Annotated in this window: 19 protein-coding genes and 1 tRNA gene; 7 read left to right on the forward strand and 13 right to left on the reverse strand. The window is 68.3% G+C overall.

Translation table 11 applies throughout. The annotated features are described in order from the left end of the window. The first annotated feature begins 75 nt into the window (after nt 1–75). The 3 genes from KI385_RS17715 (at nt 76) to KI385_RS17725 (ending at nt 1,651) form a co-directional block, all read left to right on the forward strand. Nucleotides 76–690, forward strand: a complete 615-nt coding sequence (locus tag KI385_RS17715) for an HNH endonuclease (RefSeq protein ID WP_238573159.1) — start codon at nt 76–78, stop codon at nt 688–690. A 10-nt stretch (nt 691–700) separates the two neighbouring features. Next, a complete protein-coding gene (locus KI385_RS17720; RefSeq protein WP_238577728.1) occupies nt 701–1,564 on the forward strand; it encodes an HNH endonuclease signature motif containing protein in 864 nt (287 codons plus the stop codon). A 12-nt stretch (nt 1,565–1,576) separates the two neighbouring features. Next, nucleotides 1,577–1,651: transfer RNA gene (locus KI385_RS17725), tRNA-Leu, on the forward strand. Nucleotides 1,652–1,706: 55 nt separating this feature from the next. On the opposite strand, the gene rdgB is transcribed toward KI385_RS17725, so the two are convergent. The 4 genes from rdgB to KI385_RS17745 form a co-directional block, all read right to left on the reverse strand. Next, on the reverse strand, nt 1,707–2,339 hold the full coding sequence (gene rdgB, locus KI385_RS17730; protein ID WP_238573160.1) for an RdgB/HAM1 family non-canonical purine NTP pyrophosphatase: 633 nt from the start codon (nt 2,337–2,339) through the stop codon (nt 1,707–1,709). Nucleotides 2,340–2,348: 9 nt separating this feature from the next. Further along, on the reverse strand, nt 2,349–2,756 hold the full coding sequence (locus KI385_RS17735) for a hypothetical protein (protein ID WP_238573161.1): 408 nt from the start codon (nt 2,754–2,756) through the stop codon (nt 2,349–2,351). A 289-nt stretch (nt 2,757–3,045) separates the two neighbouring features. Then, on the reverse strand, nt 3,046–3,777 hold the full coding sequence (gene rph, locus KI385_RS17740) for a ribonuclease PH (protein ID WP_238573162.1): 732 nt from the start codon (nt 3,775–3,777) through the stop codon (nt 3,046–3,048). 97 nt (nt 3,778–3,874) lie between these two features. Further along, complete coding sequence (locus tag KI385_RS17745; RefSeq protein WP_238573163.1) at nt 3,875–4,108, reverse strand: PTS sugar transporter subunit IIB; 234 nt, start codon at nt 4,106–4,108, stop codon at nt 3,875–3,877. A 237-nt stretch (nt 4,109–4,345) separates the two neighbouring features. Here KI385_RS17745 and KI385_RS17750 point away from each other — a divergent pair, with 237 nt between their 5' ends. Both KI385_RS17750 and KI385_RS17755 read left to right on the forward strand, forming a co-directional pair. Beyond that, nucleotides 4,346–5,659, forward strand: coding sequence for a PTS transporter subunit EIIC (locus KI385_RS17750; RefSeq protein ID WP_238573164.1), 1,314 nt, complete (start codon nt 4,346–4,348; stop codon nt 5,657–5,659). Nucleotides 5,660–5,925: 266 nt separating this feature from the next. Further along, entirely contained in the window at nt 5,926–7,179 is a 1,254-nt protein-coding gene (locus KI385_RS17755) for a PTS transporter subunit EIIC (RefSeq protein WP_238573165.1), read from the forward strand. Between the two features lie 114 nt (nt 7,180–7,293). Here KI385_RS17755 and KI385_RS17760 read toward each other — a convergent pair whose 3' ends face one another. The 8 genes from KI385_RS17760 to clpS form a co-directional block, all read right to left on the reverse strand. Then, a complete protein-coding gene (locus tag KI385_RS17760) occupies nt 7,294–8,046 on the reverse strand; it encodes an MBL fold metallo-hydrolase (protein WP_238573166.1) in 753 nt (250 codons plus the stop codon). Nucleotides 8,047–8,385: 339 nt separating this feature from the next. After that, entirely contained in the window at nt 8,386–9,336 is a 951-nt protein-coding gene (locus tag KI385_RS17765; RefSeq protein ID WP_238573167.1) for a PLP-dependent cysteine synthase family protein, read from the reverse strand. Nucleotides 9,337–9,338: 2 nt separating this feature from the next. Then, the gene (locus KI385_RS17770; protein WP_238573168.1) at nt 9,339–9,617 is read right to left on the reverse strand and encodes a MoaD/ThiS family protein; all 279 of its coding nucleotides are present in this window, start codon (nt 9,615–9,617) and stop codon (nt 9,339–9,341) included. 141 nt (nt 9,618–9,758) lie between these two features. After that, the gene (locus KI385_RS17775) at nt 9,759–9,932 is read right to left on the reverse strand and encodes a putative leader peptide (protein WP_107426016.1); all 174 of its coding nucleotides are present in this window, start codon (nt 9,930–9,932) and stop codon (nt 9,759–9,761) included. An 84-nt stretch (nt 9,933–10,016) separates the two neighbouring features. Continuing rightward, complete coding sequence (locus KI385_RS17780; RefSeq protein WP_238573169.1) at nt 10,017–10,442, reverse strand: M67 family metallopeptidase; 426 nt, start codon at nt 10,440–10,442, stop codon at nt 10,017–10,019. 124 nt (nt 10,443–10,566) lie between these two features. Next, the gene (locus KI385_RS17785; protein WP_238573170.1) at nt 10,567–12,033 is read right to left on the reverse strand and encodes an amino acid permease; all 1,467 of its coding nucleotides are present in this window, start codon (nt 12,031–12,033) and stop codon (nt 10,567–10,569) included. A 321-nt stretch (nt 12,034–12,354) separates the two neighbouring features. Beyond that, a complete protein-coding gene (locus KI385_RS17790) occupies nt 12,355–12,948 on the reverse strand; it encodes a DUF2017 domain-containing protein (protein WP_238573171.1) in 594 nt (197 codons plus the stop codon). Then, on the reverse strand, nt 12,945–13,298 hold the full coding sequence (clpS, locus tag KI385_RS17795; RefSeq protein WP_128508486.1) for an ATP-dependent Clp protease adapter ClpS: 354 nt from the start codon (nt 13,296–13,298) through the stop codon (nt 12,945–12,947). The genes KI385_RS17790 and clpS overlap by 4 nt, the downstream gene beginning before the upstream one ends. A 151-nt stretch (nt 13,299–13,449) precedes the next feature. Here clpS and KI385_RS17800 point away from each other — a divergent pair, with 151 nt between their 5' ends. Both KI385_RS17800 and KI385_RS17805 read left to right on the forward strand, forming a co-directional pair. After that, nucleotides 13,450–14,778 (forward strand): nicotinate phosphoribosyltransferase, encoded by a 1,329-nt coding sequence (locus tag KI385_RS17800; RefSeq protein WP_238573172.1) that lies wholly within the window; start codon nt 13,450–13,452, stop codon nt 14,776–14,778. A gap of 162 nt (nt 14,779–14,940) precedes the next feature. Next, nucleotides 14,941–15,537 carry an isochorismatase family protein gene (locus tag KI385_RS17805; protein ID WP_238573173.1) on the forward strand — a complete coding sequence of 199 codons (597 nt, stop codon included), beginning with the start codon at nt 14,941–14,943 and terminating at the stop codon, nt 15,535–15,537. Between the two features lie 6 nt (nt 15,538–15,543). On the opposite strand, the gene KI385_RS17810 is transcribed toward KI385_RS17805, so the two are convergent. Continuing rightward, nucleotides 15,544–15,978, reverse strand: a complete 435-nt coding sequence (locus KI385_RS17810) for a hypothetical protein (protein WP_238573174.1) — start codon at nt 15,976–15,978, stop codon at nt 15,544–15,546. Nucleotides 15,979–16,018 lie beyond the last annotated feature (40 nt).

Here is a 16,018-nt window from a genome sequence, read left to right on the forward strand (position 1 = left end):
CCGCCCCCGCGTTCGATCGTTGTTCAGTTCGAGGAAGCGCACGGGGGTGGGCCTGGTGCGCGGGACGGGGGAAGCATGCCGGTCAAATACACCCGCGAGGCGCTGGCGGCAGCGGCGCGCGCATCGTCGTCGTACGACGACGCCGTGCGGTGGTTCGGGGGGACGCCGACACCGGGCAGCCGTCGCTATCTGCGCGCCAGGATGACCGCGGAAGCCATCGACACCTCGCACTTCACCTTGGGCGGCGTACGCCACACCGAAGTCACCCTCCGCGAACTGGCGGCCTGCTCACACAGCATCGCCGAGGTCGTACGCCGCCTCGGCATCAGTCCGGTCGGCGGGAACATCGGCCGACGTATTGCCGAACTGGGCATTGATACCTCCCACTTCACCGCCGCACCCAGGCGGCGCCCCAGCATCGCGGCGGGGCATCGTCTGGTTCTGGGGTCACCAGCCGACGGCCGCATCGGGGGAGAGCGTCTTCGTAAGGAATTGCTGCGACAGGGAGTTCCGGAACGGTGCGCGATGTGCCGCACGGGCGCGGTGTGGCGCGGGAAACCGCTACGACTGGAAGTCGACCATCGCAACGGTGACTGGTGGGACAACCGCCCGGGCAACTTACGGTTGTTGTGTCCCAACTGCCATGCGGTGACGGATACTTACCGTGGCCGCAAGCCGCGTCGGAAGTGACGTGTCGACGATGCCCCAGCGCGTCACTTACAGCCGAGACCTGCTGACCCGTACAGCGGCCGTCTCCACCAGTCTGGTCGACATGCTGCGCCGACTCGACACACCGTTGGGCAGCGGTCCCCGCAGATACCTACGTGCCCGGCTTGAGCACTACGGCATCAACACCATGCACTTTGTCGACGAGCCGCTCCCCCGTCGTCAACGCCGTTCGTACACAGAAGCGTTGCTGAGAGAGGCCGCCTCTCATTCCCACAGCATCCGGGAAATGCTGGAGTACCTGGAAGTTCCGCCGTACGGAAGCGCGTACAGCTACCTCCGCAAGAAGCTGGACCAGTTCGGCATCGAAACCCCGCACTTCACCAGCCGCGGAGAGAGCTCTCTCCTCCCACGCGGCGAAGTGGCGAAGGCCGTGGCCGCCTCGCGGAGCTTCGCCGAGGCTCTCAGACGCCTCACCCGGACCCGCAGTGGCGTGTCCCGAAGAGCCGTGAAGAACAGCATCGAGACGTACGGCCTGTCGACCGCGCATTTCACCGGCCAGGCACACCGACGTGGCCTGCCTTCCCCGGCCCGCAGGTCGGCGGACGACATCCTGCGGTGTCTCGAACCAGGTGCCCGGCGGGAGAAGACCGTACTTCTGCGCCGTGCCCTCGATGAGAAGGGGGTGGTCCACGAGTGCGCCGAGTGCCGGCTCGGGGACACCTGGCAGGGCCGGCGGCTCGTCCTGGAGATTGACCACATCAACGGTGACCGGCTGGACAATCGCGTGACCAACCTGCGTTACCTGTGCCCCTCCTGCCACAGCCAGACCAGGACTTTCTCCCGCCGTTCACCGCACATACCCATCCCTTCGCAGCGGCGCGGCCGAGCACAGTAAAGTAAGCGCGGCGGGCCCGTACCCCAGCTGGCCAGAGGGCGCCGGTTTAGGTCCGGTGTGTCGTGGGTTCGAGTCCCACCGGGCCCACCTACGCGTACGGCCTCCCTGTCTTTGGACAGGGAGGCCGTTTTGCTGTGCGGGATCAGCCCAACAACTCCCGTACCACCGGTGCCAGCGCGCGGAAGGCCTGGCCTCGGTGGCTGATGGCGTTTTTTTCGTCGGGGGTCAGTTCGGCGCAGGTGCGGGTGTCGCCTAGGGGCTGGAGGATGGGGTCGTAGCCGAAGCCGCCGGTGCCGGAGGGGGCGTGGCGGAGGGTGCCTTCGAGTTTGCCCTCGACGACGCGATGGGTGCCGTCGGGGAGGGCGAGGGCCGCGGCGCAGGCGAAGTGGGCGGCGCGGTGTTCGTCGGAGATGTCGGCGAGCTGGGCGAGGAGCAGGGACAGGTTGGCCCGGTCGTCGCCGTGGGTGCCGGCCCAGCGGGCGGAGAAGATGCCGGGGGCGCCGCCGAGGACGTCGACACAGAGGCCGGAGTCGTCGGCGACGGCGGGGTGGCCGGTGGCCCGGGCGAGGGCGTGGGCCTTGAGGAGGGCGTTCTCGGCGAAGGTGACGCCGGTTTCCTTGACGTCAGGGATGTCGGGGTAGGCGTCGGCACCGACGAGTTCGACGTCGAGGTCGGCCGCTTCCAGGATGGCGCGGAGTTCGCTGACCTTGCCGGCGTTGCGGGTGGCGAGGATGAGGCGGGGAGTTGCGGGGCGCCCGCCGGTTCGTGGCTGCATGGGGAGTGATTATCCCGGTGTGCAGATCTTGGTCATCTCGCCGGTCCCGTCGATGATCGGCTTGATGTCGGGGGCCTTTTTGTTCTTGATGTCCTTGCGGGCGTCCTTGATGCCGTTGTTGACCTTGTCGATGGCCTTCGACAGCTCCGGGTCGCTCGACTCGGTGCTGACCTTCTTCAGGCTCTTGTCGATCTTGTCGAGGGCCTCTTCGGCTTTGTCGGGGTCGAGGAGGGCGTTGTCCGCGGCCTGCTGGAGTTTGTCGACGGCGTTGACGACGGCGGTGGCGGTTTTGGCGCAATCCATGGCCTTCTGGACCGCTCCGCAGGCGGAGAGCAGCGGTATCGCGAGGGTGGCGGCGGCTAACGCGGCGAGTGCGGTGGTGGCGGGGCGGCGGTGCCGGCGCGTACGGGGGGCCATGGAGCGGTTCCTTCCGTTGGGTCATGCTCGGGCAAAGGAAGAAACGCGGAGTGGGGTTGTTTGGTTGCCCGGTGGGTGTGGCCGGGGGCGAGGTTCGGACAGGGGCGAGGGGGAGGAGAGGGCGGAGAGGGGCGATGAGGGTGACAGGGGGCGGGCGCGGGTGGGTGGCTGGTGTGCCTCGTGTCCGCGCTCGCGCCCTGGCCCCGCTGTCGTGCTCTCGTGCCGTCTTGGTCTCGTGCTGTCGTGCTGTCGCGCTGTCGCGCTGTCGTGCTGTCGTGCTGTCGTGCTGTCAGAGGGTCAGTGCCAGTGCCGCTCGCTGGGCGCCGTCGAGTTCGGCGCAGCCGGCGACGGCGAGGTCGAGGAGGGAGTTGAGCTCCTCGCGGGCGAAGGGTTCGGCCTCGGCGGTGCCCTGGACCTCGACGAAGCGGCCGTCGCCGGTGCAGACGACGTTCATATCGGTTTCGGCGCGGACGTCTTCCTCGTAGCAGAGGTCGAGGAGGGGGGCGCCGTCGACGATGCCGACGCTGACGGCGGAGACGGTTCCGGTCAGGGGCTGGCGGCCGTGGCGGATGAGCTTCTTGTCCTTGGCCCAGGTGATGGCGTCGGCGAGGGCGACGTAGGCGCCGGTGATGGCGGCGGTGCGGGTGCCGCCGTCGGCTTGCAGGACATCGCAGTCCAGGACGATGGTGTTTTCGCCGAGGGCCTTGTAATCGATGACGGCGCGCAGGGAGCGGCCGATGAGGCGGCTGATTTCGTGGGTGCGGCCGCCGATTTTGCCGCGTACGGATTCGCGGTCGCCGCGGGTGTTGGTGGAGCGGGGCAGCATCGAGTATTCGGCGGTGACCCATCCTTCGCCGGTGCCCTTGCGCCAGCGCGGAACGCCTTCGGTGACGGATGCGGTGCAGAAGACTTTGGTGTCACCGAAGGCGATGAGGACGGAGCCTTCGGCGTGCTTGCTCCAGCCGCGTTCGATGGTGACCGGTCGGAGCTGTTCGGGGGTGCGGCCGTCGATGCGAGACATGGCGTAGACCCTATCGGGAATGGCGAGGGCCCCACTCCGGGCGGTGGATGGTCCGGTGCGGGGCCTTCGGGGAGCGGCCTGAGGCCGGCTCGTCAGCTCACATCATGTCTTCGATCTCGGCGGCGATGGGGTCGGCGTCGGTGCCGATGACCACCTGGATCGCGGTGCCCATCTTCACGACGCCGTGGGCGCCGGCGGCCTTGAGGGCGGCATCGTCGACGAGGGAGGAGTCGACGACCTCGGTGCGAAGGCGGGTGATGCAGCCCTCGACCTCTTCGATGTTGTCGAGTCCGCCGAGCCCGGCGACGATCTTCTCAGCCTTGCTGGCCATGTCCACTCCTGCTTGTCTCGGCCGCCGGCGGTTATGCCGTGCGGTTTTCACACCGTAACGCACGTTCAGCCCAACTATCTGGGCGTTTGTCCGCTGTCTGACGAAGGATGGCGATCACCGGAATGTGCACCGGACGACCGCAACGGCGGCCGGCGCGCACCCACAAGTGGTCTACACCACCAGTATGCGGCAAGCACCGGGCCGGTTGTCGACGGGCCGACTGCCGGGAGGACGTGGATGAGCTCGAACGCAGCGTCGGCGGCACCGGGGAAGAGCTGGGCATCGAGTCTCTTCCAGAGCCTGCAGAAGATGGGGCGCAGTCTGCAGTTGCCGATTGCCGTCCTGCCCGCTGCGGGCATTCTCATCCGTCTTGGCCAGAAGGATGTGTTCGGTGCGGACGGGCTGGGCTGGACCGCCGTCGCGAAGGTGTTCGCGGCCGCGGGTGGTGCGCTGCTGGATTCGGGGCTCGGTCTGCCGCTGCTGTTCTGCATCGGTGTGGCGATCGGTATGGCCAAGAAGGCGGACGGTTCGACGGCGCTGGCCGCGGTGGTCGGCTTTCTCGTCTATTACTCGGTGCTGCACGCGTTCCCGTCGAGCTGCGTCCCGGGCCAGAAGTACACACAGGCGGGCCACTGGAGCGGGGTGTGCGTGGACAAGACCCTCACGGTCACCCTGGCCACCTTCCAGAATCCGGGTGTGTTCGGCGGCATCGTCATGGGTTTTCTGTCCGCCTGGCTCTGGCAGCGCTTTCACCGGGTGAAGTTGGTGGACTGGCTGGGCTTTTTCAACGGCCGTCGGCTCGTGCCGATCATCATGGCCTTTGTCGGTGTGGCATTCGCGGTGGTGTGCCTGTTCGTCTGGCCCCCGATCGGCGCCGCGCTGACGAGTTTCAGTGAGTGGCTGTCGGCGCTGGGTGCGTGGGGTTCGGGCATTTTCGGCGTCGCCAACCGTGCGCTGCTGGTGATCGGCCTGCATCAGTTCCTGAACGTCTTTGTGTGGTTCCAGTTCGGCAGTTTCACCCAGCCGGACGGCACGGTCGTCCACGGTGATATCAACCGGTTCTTTGCGGGCGATCCTGATGCGGGGCAGTTCACCACCGGGTTCTTCCCGATCATGATGTTTGCGCTGCCGGCCGCGGCGCTGGCGATTGCGCACTGCGCCAAGCCGCATCGCCGTAAGGAGATCGCGGGCATGATGCTGTCGGTCGGTCTGACATCGTTCGTGACGGGTGTGACCGAGCCGATCGAGTATTCGTTCATGTTCGTCGCGCCGGTGCTGTACGCGATGCATGCCCTGCTGACGGGTGTGTCGATGGCGGTGAGCTGGGCGCTGGGGGTGCACGACAGCTTCACTTTCTCGGCGGGCCTGATCGACTACGTCATCAACTGGGGGCTGGCGACCAAGCCCTGGTTGATCATTCCCATCGGGCTGTGTTTCGCGGCGGTGTACTACGCCCTCTTCCGTTTCGTGATCACGAAGTTCAATCTGCCGACCCCGGGCCGCGAGCCGGACGAGGTGGGCGATGCGATGGAGCGGGAGAACATCAAGTAGGTGAGCGGACCACCCGCGGGAAACCCGCGCCGGTAGCGGCTTTTACAGCCCCCACCTGGCCTTCCGTGCCGCATCCGCCGGCCCCCGAGTCCTGGGACTCGGGGGCCGGTCGTCATGTGGTCCACACCACTTGGAAGAATGGATTCCTTTATGCCCGGGCTACATGCTAAGAATGGTCTAAACCACCAGTGGTGTAGACCAAGGTGTAGACCAGACAGCGGGCCGTCCCCCCTTCCCCGAGTGCCCGCCTCACCAGGAGGAATCCGATGAGTTCGGCCACCGCTACGAAGGCGGCCCCCGCGAAGAAGCGGGGCTCCGGCCTGTTCCAGGGCCTGCAGAAGATCGGCCGCAGCCTCCAGCTGCCGATCGCCGTACTGCCCGCCGCGGGCATCCTCAACCGCCTCGGCCAGCCGGACGTCTTCGGTGAGAAGGGCCTGGGCTGGATCGACGTCAGCAAGGTCTTCGCCGCGGCCGGTGGCGCCGTCTTCGACAATCTGCCGCTGCTGTTCTGCATAGGCGTCGCCATCGGCTTCGCGAAGAAGTCCGACGGCTCGACGGCGCTCGCCGCCCTGGTCGGCTTCCTGGTCTACAGCAATGTTCTCAAGGCGTTCCCGGTCACCGAAGGCCACATCGAGGCCGGCAAGTGGGTCGAACCGGTCGTCAACAATCCCGGTGTCCTCGGCGGCATCGTGATGGGTCTGCTGTCCGCGATCCTGTGGCAGCGCTACCACCGCAAGAAGCTGGTGGACTGGCTGGGCTTCTTCAACGGCCGCCGGCTCGTCCCGATCATCATGGCGTTCGTGGGCACCGCCGTCGGCGTGCTCTTCCTGCTGGTCTGGGAGCCCATCGGCAGCGGCATCTCCAGCTTCGGCGAGTGGATGACCGGCCTGGGTGCCGGCGGCGCCGGCCTCTTCGGCCTCATCAACCGCGCACTGCTGCCGATCGGTATGCACCAGTTCGTCAACACCGTCTCGTGGTTCCAGCTCGGTGACTTCACCGATGCCGCGGGCAAGGTCGCGCACGGCGACATCGGCCGCTTCTTCGCCGGCGACCCGTCCGCCGGACAGTTCATGTCCGGCTTCTTCCCGATCATGATGTTCGGCCTGCCGGCCGCCGCGCTGGCCATCGCGCACACCGCCCGCCCCGAGCGCCGCAAGGCCGTCCTGGGCATGATGATCTCGCTGGCGCTGACCTCCTTCGTCTGCGGTATCACCGAGCCGATCGAGTTCTCGTTCATGTTCATCGCGCCGGTGCTGTACGCGATCCACGCGCTGCTGACCGCCGTCTCGATGGCCGTCACCTGGGCGCTCGGCGTGCACGACGGCTTCACCTTCTCCGCGGGCTTCATCGACTACGCGCTGAACTGGAACCTGGCCACCAAGCCCTGGATGATCATTCCGATCGGCCTGGTCTTCGCGGCGGTCTACTACCTGCTCTTCCGCTTCGCGATCACCAAGTTCAACCTCACCACCCCGGGCCGGGAGCCCGAGGAAGAGGTCGAGGACCTGACGAAGGCGTAGGCCGCAAGGCCGCACAGGCCCCTGGCACACGAAGGGCCCCGGAACCGTACCCACGGTTCCGGGGCCCTTCGTCGTATGAGGGGACGGCCGGCTCAGATCAGGGGGGCGGCCGCCTCAGATCTCGTACACCGCGCCCGCCTTGGCGACCTCGACCTGTCCGTCGTAGACCTTCTGCGCATCGCGGATGTTGATGTCCGGGTCGGTCCACGGCGGGATATGGGTCAGCACCAGCCGGCCCGCACCGGCCCGCCGGGCGTGCTCGCCGGCCTCCCGGCCGTTGAGGTGCAGATCCGGGATGTCTTCCTTGCCGTAGGTGAAGGACGCCTCGCACAGGAAGAAGTCGGTGCCCGCGGCGAGGGAGTCCAGCGCGTCGCAGACGCCGGTGTCCCCGGAGTACGTCAGGGACCTGCCGTCGTGCTCGATACGGAAGCCGAACGCCTCCACCGGGTGGCTGACCCGCTCCGTACGGATCGTGAACGGCCCGATGGTGAACGTGCCCGGCGTCAGGGTGCGGAACTCGAAGACCTCGCTCATCGCGCCCTCGTGGGGCAGATCGGCGTGTGCCACGGTCAGCCGCTGCTCGGTGCCGGCCGGCCCGTAGACCGGCATCGGCGCGCAACGGCCGCCGTCCGGGCGGTAGTACCGCACGACGAAGTAGCCGCACAGATCGATGCAGTGATCTGCATGCAGATGCGACAGGAGTACGGCATCCAGGTCATAGAGGCCGGAGTGGCGCTGCAGCTCGCCCAGGGCGCCGTTGCCCATGTCGAGGAGCAGCCTGAAGCCGTCGGCCTCCAGGAGGTAGCTCGAGCAGGCCGATTCCATGGAAGGGAACGACCCCGAGCATCCGACGACAGTGAGCTTCATACGGGCGTGAACCTCCGTGGGCGGGGGCGGCGGCCGGCGGCCGGCGGGTCTTCCCGGCGGGGCCGTGCCGGGTTCTGCCGGGTCCTGGGCGGTCTGTGCGGTGCCCACGAGCGTAAGGCGCAAAAGGTCCTGTGGCGCCTCCAGCGGGGCGAGCTGTGGGCGGAATCACCAGTCCGGGCTGACGCCCCGTACGCCCGTACGTAGTGGCCACCGCCGCATTCATTCCGCCGGGCCCTGGACGCGGTGGCTGAATCGCCATGCGGCCTGAAGTTCTGCGGGGGCGCCCCAGCGTTACTGGGACACCCCCGGGCATATGCGGCGCAGCCCGCCGGCAGGCGGTTATGCCCAGAGCTGGCCGTGCAGCGTGGCGATCGCCGCTTCCGTCGTCTCGGCGGTGTAGACGCCGGTGGAGAGGTACTTCCAGCCACCGTCGGCGACGACGAAGGCGATGTCGGCGCTCTGTCCGGCGCGCAGCGCCTTCTTGCCGACGCCGATCGCGGCATGCAGCGCCGCGCCCGTGGAGATGCCCGCGAAGATGCCTTCCTCGGCGAGGAGTTCGCGGGTGCGGCGGACCGCGTCCTCGGAGCCGACCGAGAAGCGGGTGGTGAGCACGGACTCGTCGTAGAGCTCGGGGATGAAGCCCTCGTCGAGGTTGCGCAGACCGTAGACGACATCGTCGTAGCGCGGCTCGGCGGCGACGATCTGGACGCCGGGGACCCGCTCGCGCAGAAAGCGGCCGACGCCCATCAGCGTGCCCGTGGTGCCCAGGCCGGCCACGAAGTGGGTGATGGAGGGGAGGTCGGCGAGGATCTCGGGGCCGGTGGTGGCGTAGTGCGCACCCGCGTTGTCGGGGTTCCCGTACTGGTAGAGCATCACCCAGTCGGGGTGCTCGGCGGCGAGCTCCTTGGCGACCCGGACGGCGGTGTTGGAGCCGCCGGCCGCGGGCGAGGAGATGATCTCGGCACCCCACATGGCGAGCAGCTCCCGCCGCTCGGACGAGGTGTTCTCCGGCATGACGCACACCATGCGGTAGCCCTTGAGCTTGGCCGCCATGGCGAGCGAGATGCCGGTGTTGCCGCTGGTCGGCTCAAGGATCGTGCAGCCGGGGGTGAGCCGGCCGTGCTTCTCGGCCTGTTCGATCATGTGGAGCGCGGGCCGGTCCTTGACCGAGCCCGTGGGATTCCGGTCCTCCAGCTTCGCCCAGATGCGGACGTCCTCGGAGGGCGAGAGGCGCGGGAGGCGGACGAGGGGGGTGTTCCCGACCGCCGCCAGCGGGGAGTCGTACCGCACTGTCAGACCATTCCGCCGGCGACGGCCGGGAGGATCGTCACGCTGTCGCCGTCGGCCAGCTTGGTGGAGATGCCTTCGAGGAAGCGCACGTCCTCGTCGTTGAGGTAGACGTTCACGAAGCGGCGCAGCTGCTCGCCGTCGACAAGGCGCTCACGGATGCCGACGTGCCGGCTGTCCAGGTCGGTGAAGAGGTCGGCGAGGGTCTCTCCGCTGCCCTCGACGGCCTTCTGGCCGTCGGTGTAGGTGCGCAGGATGGTCGGGATTCGGACCTCGATGGCCATGGGGAGTGCTCCTGTCGGAGTGAGTGCGGTGGCGGGGCTGGTGCGTCCCGGGTGCACGGCGGTACGGCGTGCCGGGGGGCGTCGGGTGACGCGGTGCGGGGTGCGGACCGGCGCGCGCCGCGCGCCCGGTGCGGGCCCGGGTCAGGCGGCGGCGCAGCGCGGACAGATGGCGCTGGAAAGGCGGCACAGATCCACGTGCAGCCGTGCGGCTCCGCAGCCGAACGCGCCCAGCAGGGCAGATGCGGAGCGACGCGTGGCGAGCGGAGCGAGCAGCAGCATGCCCGGCCTCTTCTCGCTCACGTCGTGGTCAACCATGCGGTCATCGTATCGATTCCCGGTCCGGGTATTGGAACCTCGTCCCATGATGCGGACGATCGGTGTACACCAGGTGGGACGCGATCAGGAGTACGCCGCCACGACCTCGACGTCTTCCTCCGTGACCTCGCCATCGACGATACGGAACGAGCGGAACTGGAAGGGTCCGGCGTCGTCGGTGTCGGCGGTGGAGACCAGGACATAGTGGGCATCGGGCTCGTTCGCATACAAGATGTCGGTACGCGAGGGGTAGGCCTCGGTGGCGGTGTGCGAGTGGTAGATGATCACCGGCTCCTCGTCCCGGTCGTCCATCTCGCGGTAGAGCTTGAGCAGGTCCGAGGAGTCGAATTCGTAGAACGTGGGCGAGCGGGCGGCGTTCAGCATCGGGATGAACCGCTCGGGGCGGCCGCTGCCGGCCGGGCCCGCGACCACACCGCACGCCTCGTCGGGGTGGTCCTGGCGGGAGTGCTCGACGATCTGGTCGTACAGGGCCTTGGTAAGGGTCAGCATGGCGCCAAGAATAAGCATGCGGGCCCGCGCGTACCGAGGGATGGTACGCACGGGCCCGCATGCTGGACAGCTGAACGGAATCAGCCCGTCCGGCCGGGGTGGTGGTCCCACCCCGACCGCGGCCTCAGTTCTTCGCGTCCTTGGCGGGGACCTCCTGCGGGGCAGCATCGGCCGCCAGGCCGTTCGCCGCTTCGCGCCGCTTGATGCAGAGGTAGCCCACGCCCAGGATGAGCGCCCACACGGGGGCGGCGTAGAGGGAGATCCGGGCGTCCGGGTCGACGCCCATCATCACGATCACCATGGCGATGAAGGCCAGTGCGAAGACCGAGGTGTAGGGGCTGCCGGGAGCCTTGAACTCGGACTGCGGCAGCTCGCCTCGGTTCGCCTTGGCGCGGTAGCGCAGCTGGGAGGCGAGGATGACGATCCAGGCCCACATACCGGAGATGGTGGCGAAGGAGACGACGTAGTTGAAGGCGTCGCCCGGCCACTGGTAGTTGATCCAGACGCCGAACAGCATCATGCCGACCGACACTCCGGTGCCCCAGGTGGGCAGGCCGTTCTTGCTGAGCTTGGTGAAGAGCTTCGGGCCCTGGCCGTTGAGCGCGAGGTCGCGCAGCATCCGGCCGGTGGAGTACATGCCGGAGTTGGCCGAGGAGAGCGCCGCGGTCAGCACCACGAAGTTGACGATGCCGGCGCCGGCGGGCAGGCCGATCTCCTGGAAGGCGCGGACGAACGGGCTGACGCCCGGCTCGAAGACCGTCCAGCTGACGACGGACAGGATGATGATCAGCGCGCCGATGTAGAAGAGACCGATCCGCCACGGCACGGTGTTGATCGCCTTGGGCAGGACCTTCTTCGGGTTGGTCGCCTCGCCCGCGGTGACGCCGACGAGTTCGACGGCGAGGAAGGCGAACATCACAATCTGCAGCGTCATCAGCGTGCCGCCGATGCCCTTGGGGAAGAACCCGCCGTGGGACCACAGGTTGGTGAAGGAGGCGGTGTCACCGGCGTTGGAGAAGCCGAGGGTGATCACGCCGAGGCCGATCAGGATCATGCCGAGGATCGCGGTGACCTTGACCATCGAGAACCAGAATTCCAGCTCACCGAAGATCTTCACGGAGATCAGGTTGATACCGAAGAGCGCACACGTGAAGACGAGTGCCGAGGCCCATTGCGGTATGCCCTTGTTCCAGTACTGCACATAGGTGGCAGCCGCAGTCACTTCCGTGATGCCGGTGACGACCCAGAAGAGCCAGTACGTCCAGCCGGTCACGAAGCCGATGAACGGGCCGAGGAATTCACGGCCGTACTCGGAGAAGGAGCCGGATACGGGCCGGTACATGAGCAGTTCGCCCAGGGCCCGCATGATGAAGAAGATGACCAGACCGACGATGGCGTAGGCCAGGATGATGCTCGGCCCCGCCATGGAGATCGCCTTGCCCGCTCCGAGGAACAGGCCGGTACCGATGGCGCCACCAATGGCGATCATCTGGATCTGGCGGTTTCCCAGACCCCGCTGGTAGCCCTCTTCAGGAGCGGTCCCAGCGGCCTCGTTGCCGTCGTGTTGCTTGTCGACCTGCACAGAGGTCATGTGTGGTGTGCCTTTCTCCATACCGACCCGGTCTGTCCGGGTCGGGTCCCGACCCCCCGGATGGAGTTCCTGCACGCCGACGGTCGGCCGGCTAAGCGCTCCCGCAGCGACAGGGGTGGTGTCACTCACGGCAGATCGTGAACATTTATCACGGCCGTTTAAAGATCGACCAGTACGGCCGTGAGGGAAACCACGGGGAAAATGGGACAAAGGCCAAAAGTGGCAGCACAACACACAGGCGTGGTGACGCGATCGTTATGCGGATTTGAGCATCCGCTGAGCGAACACCACGCAAACACTCACGGACGGTACGTCCCGATATCAGCCCATCAGTGACTCGACGAGGGTCTCCTGCAGCCCGCCGAGCCAGAGGTAGGCCATCACCATCGGCTTGCGCGGATCGCTGTCCGGGAGGCGCAGCAGCTCGCCGCCGTCCTCCTCGTCGGTGACCTCCAGGCGGGTCCCGATGGCCAGCCTGAGGTCGTTGAGGGCCCCCAGCCACCGCCGGCACTCGTCGGGCTTCAGCCGCAGCTGGGCGCTGCCGCCTTCGGGCGAGAGCGTGTCCAGCGCGCGGATCAGCGCGAGGGCGTCCTCGCGCTTACGGGAGCGCAGATCGTTCTCGGTGTAGCGGCGGAACTCGGCGGAGGCGGCGCGTACGTCGTCGTCGGGGACGAGGTCGGGGCCTCCGTAGGCGTCGGGGAAGAGCCGGGCCAGGACCGGGTCGGCGGGCGGCTCACTGGGGCCGTCGTTGAAGATCGAGGCGAGCAGGTCGTCGCTCTCACTGCCGCCCGCCTCCTCGCCCGGGCCGAGCAGCTCGATCAGCTGGACGGCGAGGCTGCGCAGGATGGAGATCTCGATCTCGTCGAGCGGTACGGCGGCGCCGCCGTCGGGCAGCGGCTCGAAGTGACCGGTCATCGGCGGTCCTGCTGAAGGGTCGCCCACAGGCCGTAGCCGTGCATGGCCTGTACGTCGCGTTCCATCTCCTCGCGACTGCCGCTGGAGACGACCGCGCGGCCCTTGTGATGGACGTCGAGCATCAGCTGGTGCGCCTTGTCCTTGGAGTAACCGAAGTACGTCTGGAAGACATAGGAGACGTAGCTCATGAGGTTGACGGGGTCGTTGTGGACGATCGTGACCCACGGGACGTCGGGTTCGGGTACCTCGAAGGGAGCCTCGCTCGACTCTGGACGCTCGATCTCGACCGGGACACTGAGCGTGCAGTGATGCGGCCGAGGCGTGATCGTGGGTGACGGGTGGGCGCTCACAGGCCCCATGCTGCCACCCGGGGGCGGGCGGTGCACAAATGCCCCTCGTACGGTCGCGTCGGCGAGCCGCGCGCCCCCGCTCCGGAGCGCCTCCGGCAGCACTCACCCCACTATCGTCAAAGTGACGAGTAATGGGGGTAGCATCTCCCTCATGAACACAGCAGACCTGGGGCTGCCGGTGGCCGTGCCGTCGACTGCGCTCTTCACCGACCAGTACGAACTCACCATGCTGCAGGCCGCGTTGCGGTCCGGCACCGCGGACCGGCGCTCGGTCTTCGAGGTCTTCACCCGCCGGCTGCCCGAGGGCCGCCGCTACGGCGTGGTGGCCGGCACCGGCCGGGTGCTGGACGCGGTGGAGAACTTCCGTTTCGACGCGACGATCCTCGGCTTCCTGCGCGAGCGCGGCATCCTCGACGAGCCCACGCTGAAGTGGCTGGCCGACTTCCGCTTCCGCGGCGACATCTGGGGCTACCCGGAGGGCGAGGTCTACTTCCCCGGCTCCCCGATCATGCGCGTCGAGGGCACCTTCGCCGAGGCGGTGCTCCTGGAGACGGTGATCCTCTCGATCCTCAACCACGACTCCGCGGTGGCCGCGGCCGCCTCCCGGATGTCGGTGGCGGCCGGCGACCGCCCGCTGATGGAGATGGGCGCCCGCCGCACCCACGAGCTGTCGGCGGTGGCCGCGGCCCGAGCCGCGTACGTCGGCGGCTTCCACACCACCTCGGACCTGGCGGCCGGCTTCCGCTACAACATCCCCACCGTCGGCACCAGCGCGCACGCCTTCACCCTGCTGCACGACACCGAGCGGGACGCCTTCACCGCGCAGGTCGACACCCTCGGCAGCGGCACGACGCTGCTCGTGGACACCTTCGACGTCACCGAGGCGGTGCGTACCGCCGTGGAGGTGGCCGGGCCCGGCCTCGGCGCCGTCCGGATCGACTCCGGCGACCTGCTGCTGATCGCCCACCGGGTGCGCCAGCAGCTGGACGAGCTGGGCGCCAAGAAGACCAAGATCGTGGTGACCAGCGATCTGGACGAGTACGCCATCGCCTCGCTGGCCGCCGCGCCGGTGGACGCGTACGGCGTCGGCACCCAGCTGGTGACCGGCAGCGGCCACCCGACCTGCTCGATGGTCTACAAGCTGGTCGCCCGGGCCGAGAGCGACGAGCCCGGCGCCCCGCTGCGGCCGGTCGCGAAGAAGTCGATGGGCGCCAAGACCTCGATCGGCGGCCGCAAGTGGGCCGCCCGCCGGCTCGACGAGGACGGCATCGCCGAGGCCGAGGTCGTCGGCACCGGTCCGGTCCCCGCGGAGCTGGCCGACCGCCGGCTACAGGTGCCGCTGGTGAGCGGCGGCGACGTGGTGGCCCGCGAGCCGCTGGACGCCGCCCGCGACCGGCATATCACCGCCCGTGCCCAGCTGCCGCTGTCGGCGACGCAGCTCTCGCGCGGTGAGGCCGTGCTGCCGACCGAGTACGTCTGAGCCCGGTACGGATTCAGGGGAGGGCGGGGCGTACGGGCCGTCGCCTGCGGCCGGCGCGTACGCCTCCGCCCCACTCCCGCAATCCCCCTCCAGTGGCTACCCTCGGTCACACCACCACTTCGCGCCCCTCCTCCTCCAGTTCCCAGCCGGAAGGCACGCACCATGCACCGGGCATTGATCGTCGTTGATGTGCAGAACGACTTCTGCGAGGGCGGCAGCCTCGCGGTGGCGGGAGGTGCGGATGTCGCGGCGGCCATCACCGATCTGATCGGGCAGGCGGCCGGCGGCTGCTACCGGTATGTCGTGGCCACCCGGGACCACCACATCGACCCGGGCGATCACTTCTCCGACCACCCGGACTACGAGCACTCCTGGCCGGTGCACTGCGTGGCCGGCACGGAAGGCAGCGGCTTCCACCCCAATTTCGCCCCGGCCATCGCGTCCGGCGCGATCGACACGGTCTTCGACAAGGGCGCCCACACCGCCGCGTACAGCGGATTCGAGGGCACGGACGAGAACGGCACACCGCTCGCGGACTGGCTGCACCAGCACGGCGTCACCGAGGTCGATGTGGTCGGTATCGCCACCGACCACTGCGTGCGCGCCACCGCCCTGGACGCGATCGGCGCCGGGCTGCACACCCATGTCCTGCTGGATCTGACGGCCGGGGTCGCCGCCCACACCACCGAGCGGGCGCTCGACGAGCTGCGGGCGGCGGGCGCCGAGCTGACCGGTAAGCCGGTGCTCATCGGCGGGTGAGCCGCGTTACGCGGCCGGCGCGGCGCGCCCGTGGCCTTCGGCCAGCGTGTCCTCGAACTCCCCCAGCGCCGCCGGGGCGACCCCCAGCCGGGCCGGAGGTGCCGGAACGACGGCTTGCGGCCGCAGCAGGGCCCGTATCGGATGCCAGGACTCCGTGTCGTCGTCCGGGGTCTCGCGCCAGACCAGGCCGTCCGGGTGATGCAGTACGGCCGTGATCTCGTCGGGTGTGGGCGGCACGGTGTTGCCGCGCAGATAGACCCGCCGCAGCCCGAGGTTGCGCAGCCTGGTCAGGGCGCGCTGGCGGTTCACGGCATGGACCAGGACCCGGACCCGGCAGCCGCAGTCGTACGGGCCGGACAACGGGGCATGGCTCGGTCTGGGCAGCGAGAGGGCGACCACCACACTTCCGTCAGGAAGCCTGATGAAGCCACCACCGGACATCGACATATCTCCCCCGTGAGACTCGGCGTCAACAAGGAAC

This window comes from Streptomyces inhibens (genome assembly GCF_022221585.1).
Lineage (GTDB): Bacteria > Actinomycetota > Actinomycetes > Streptomycetales > Streptomycetaceae > Streptomyces > Streptomyces inhibens.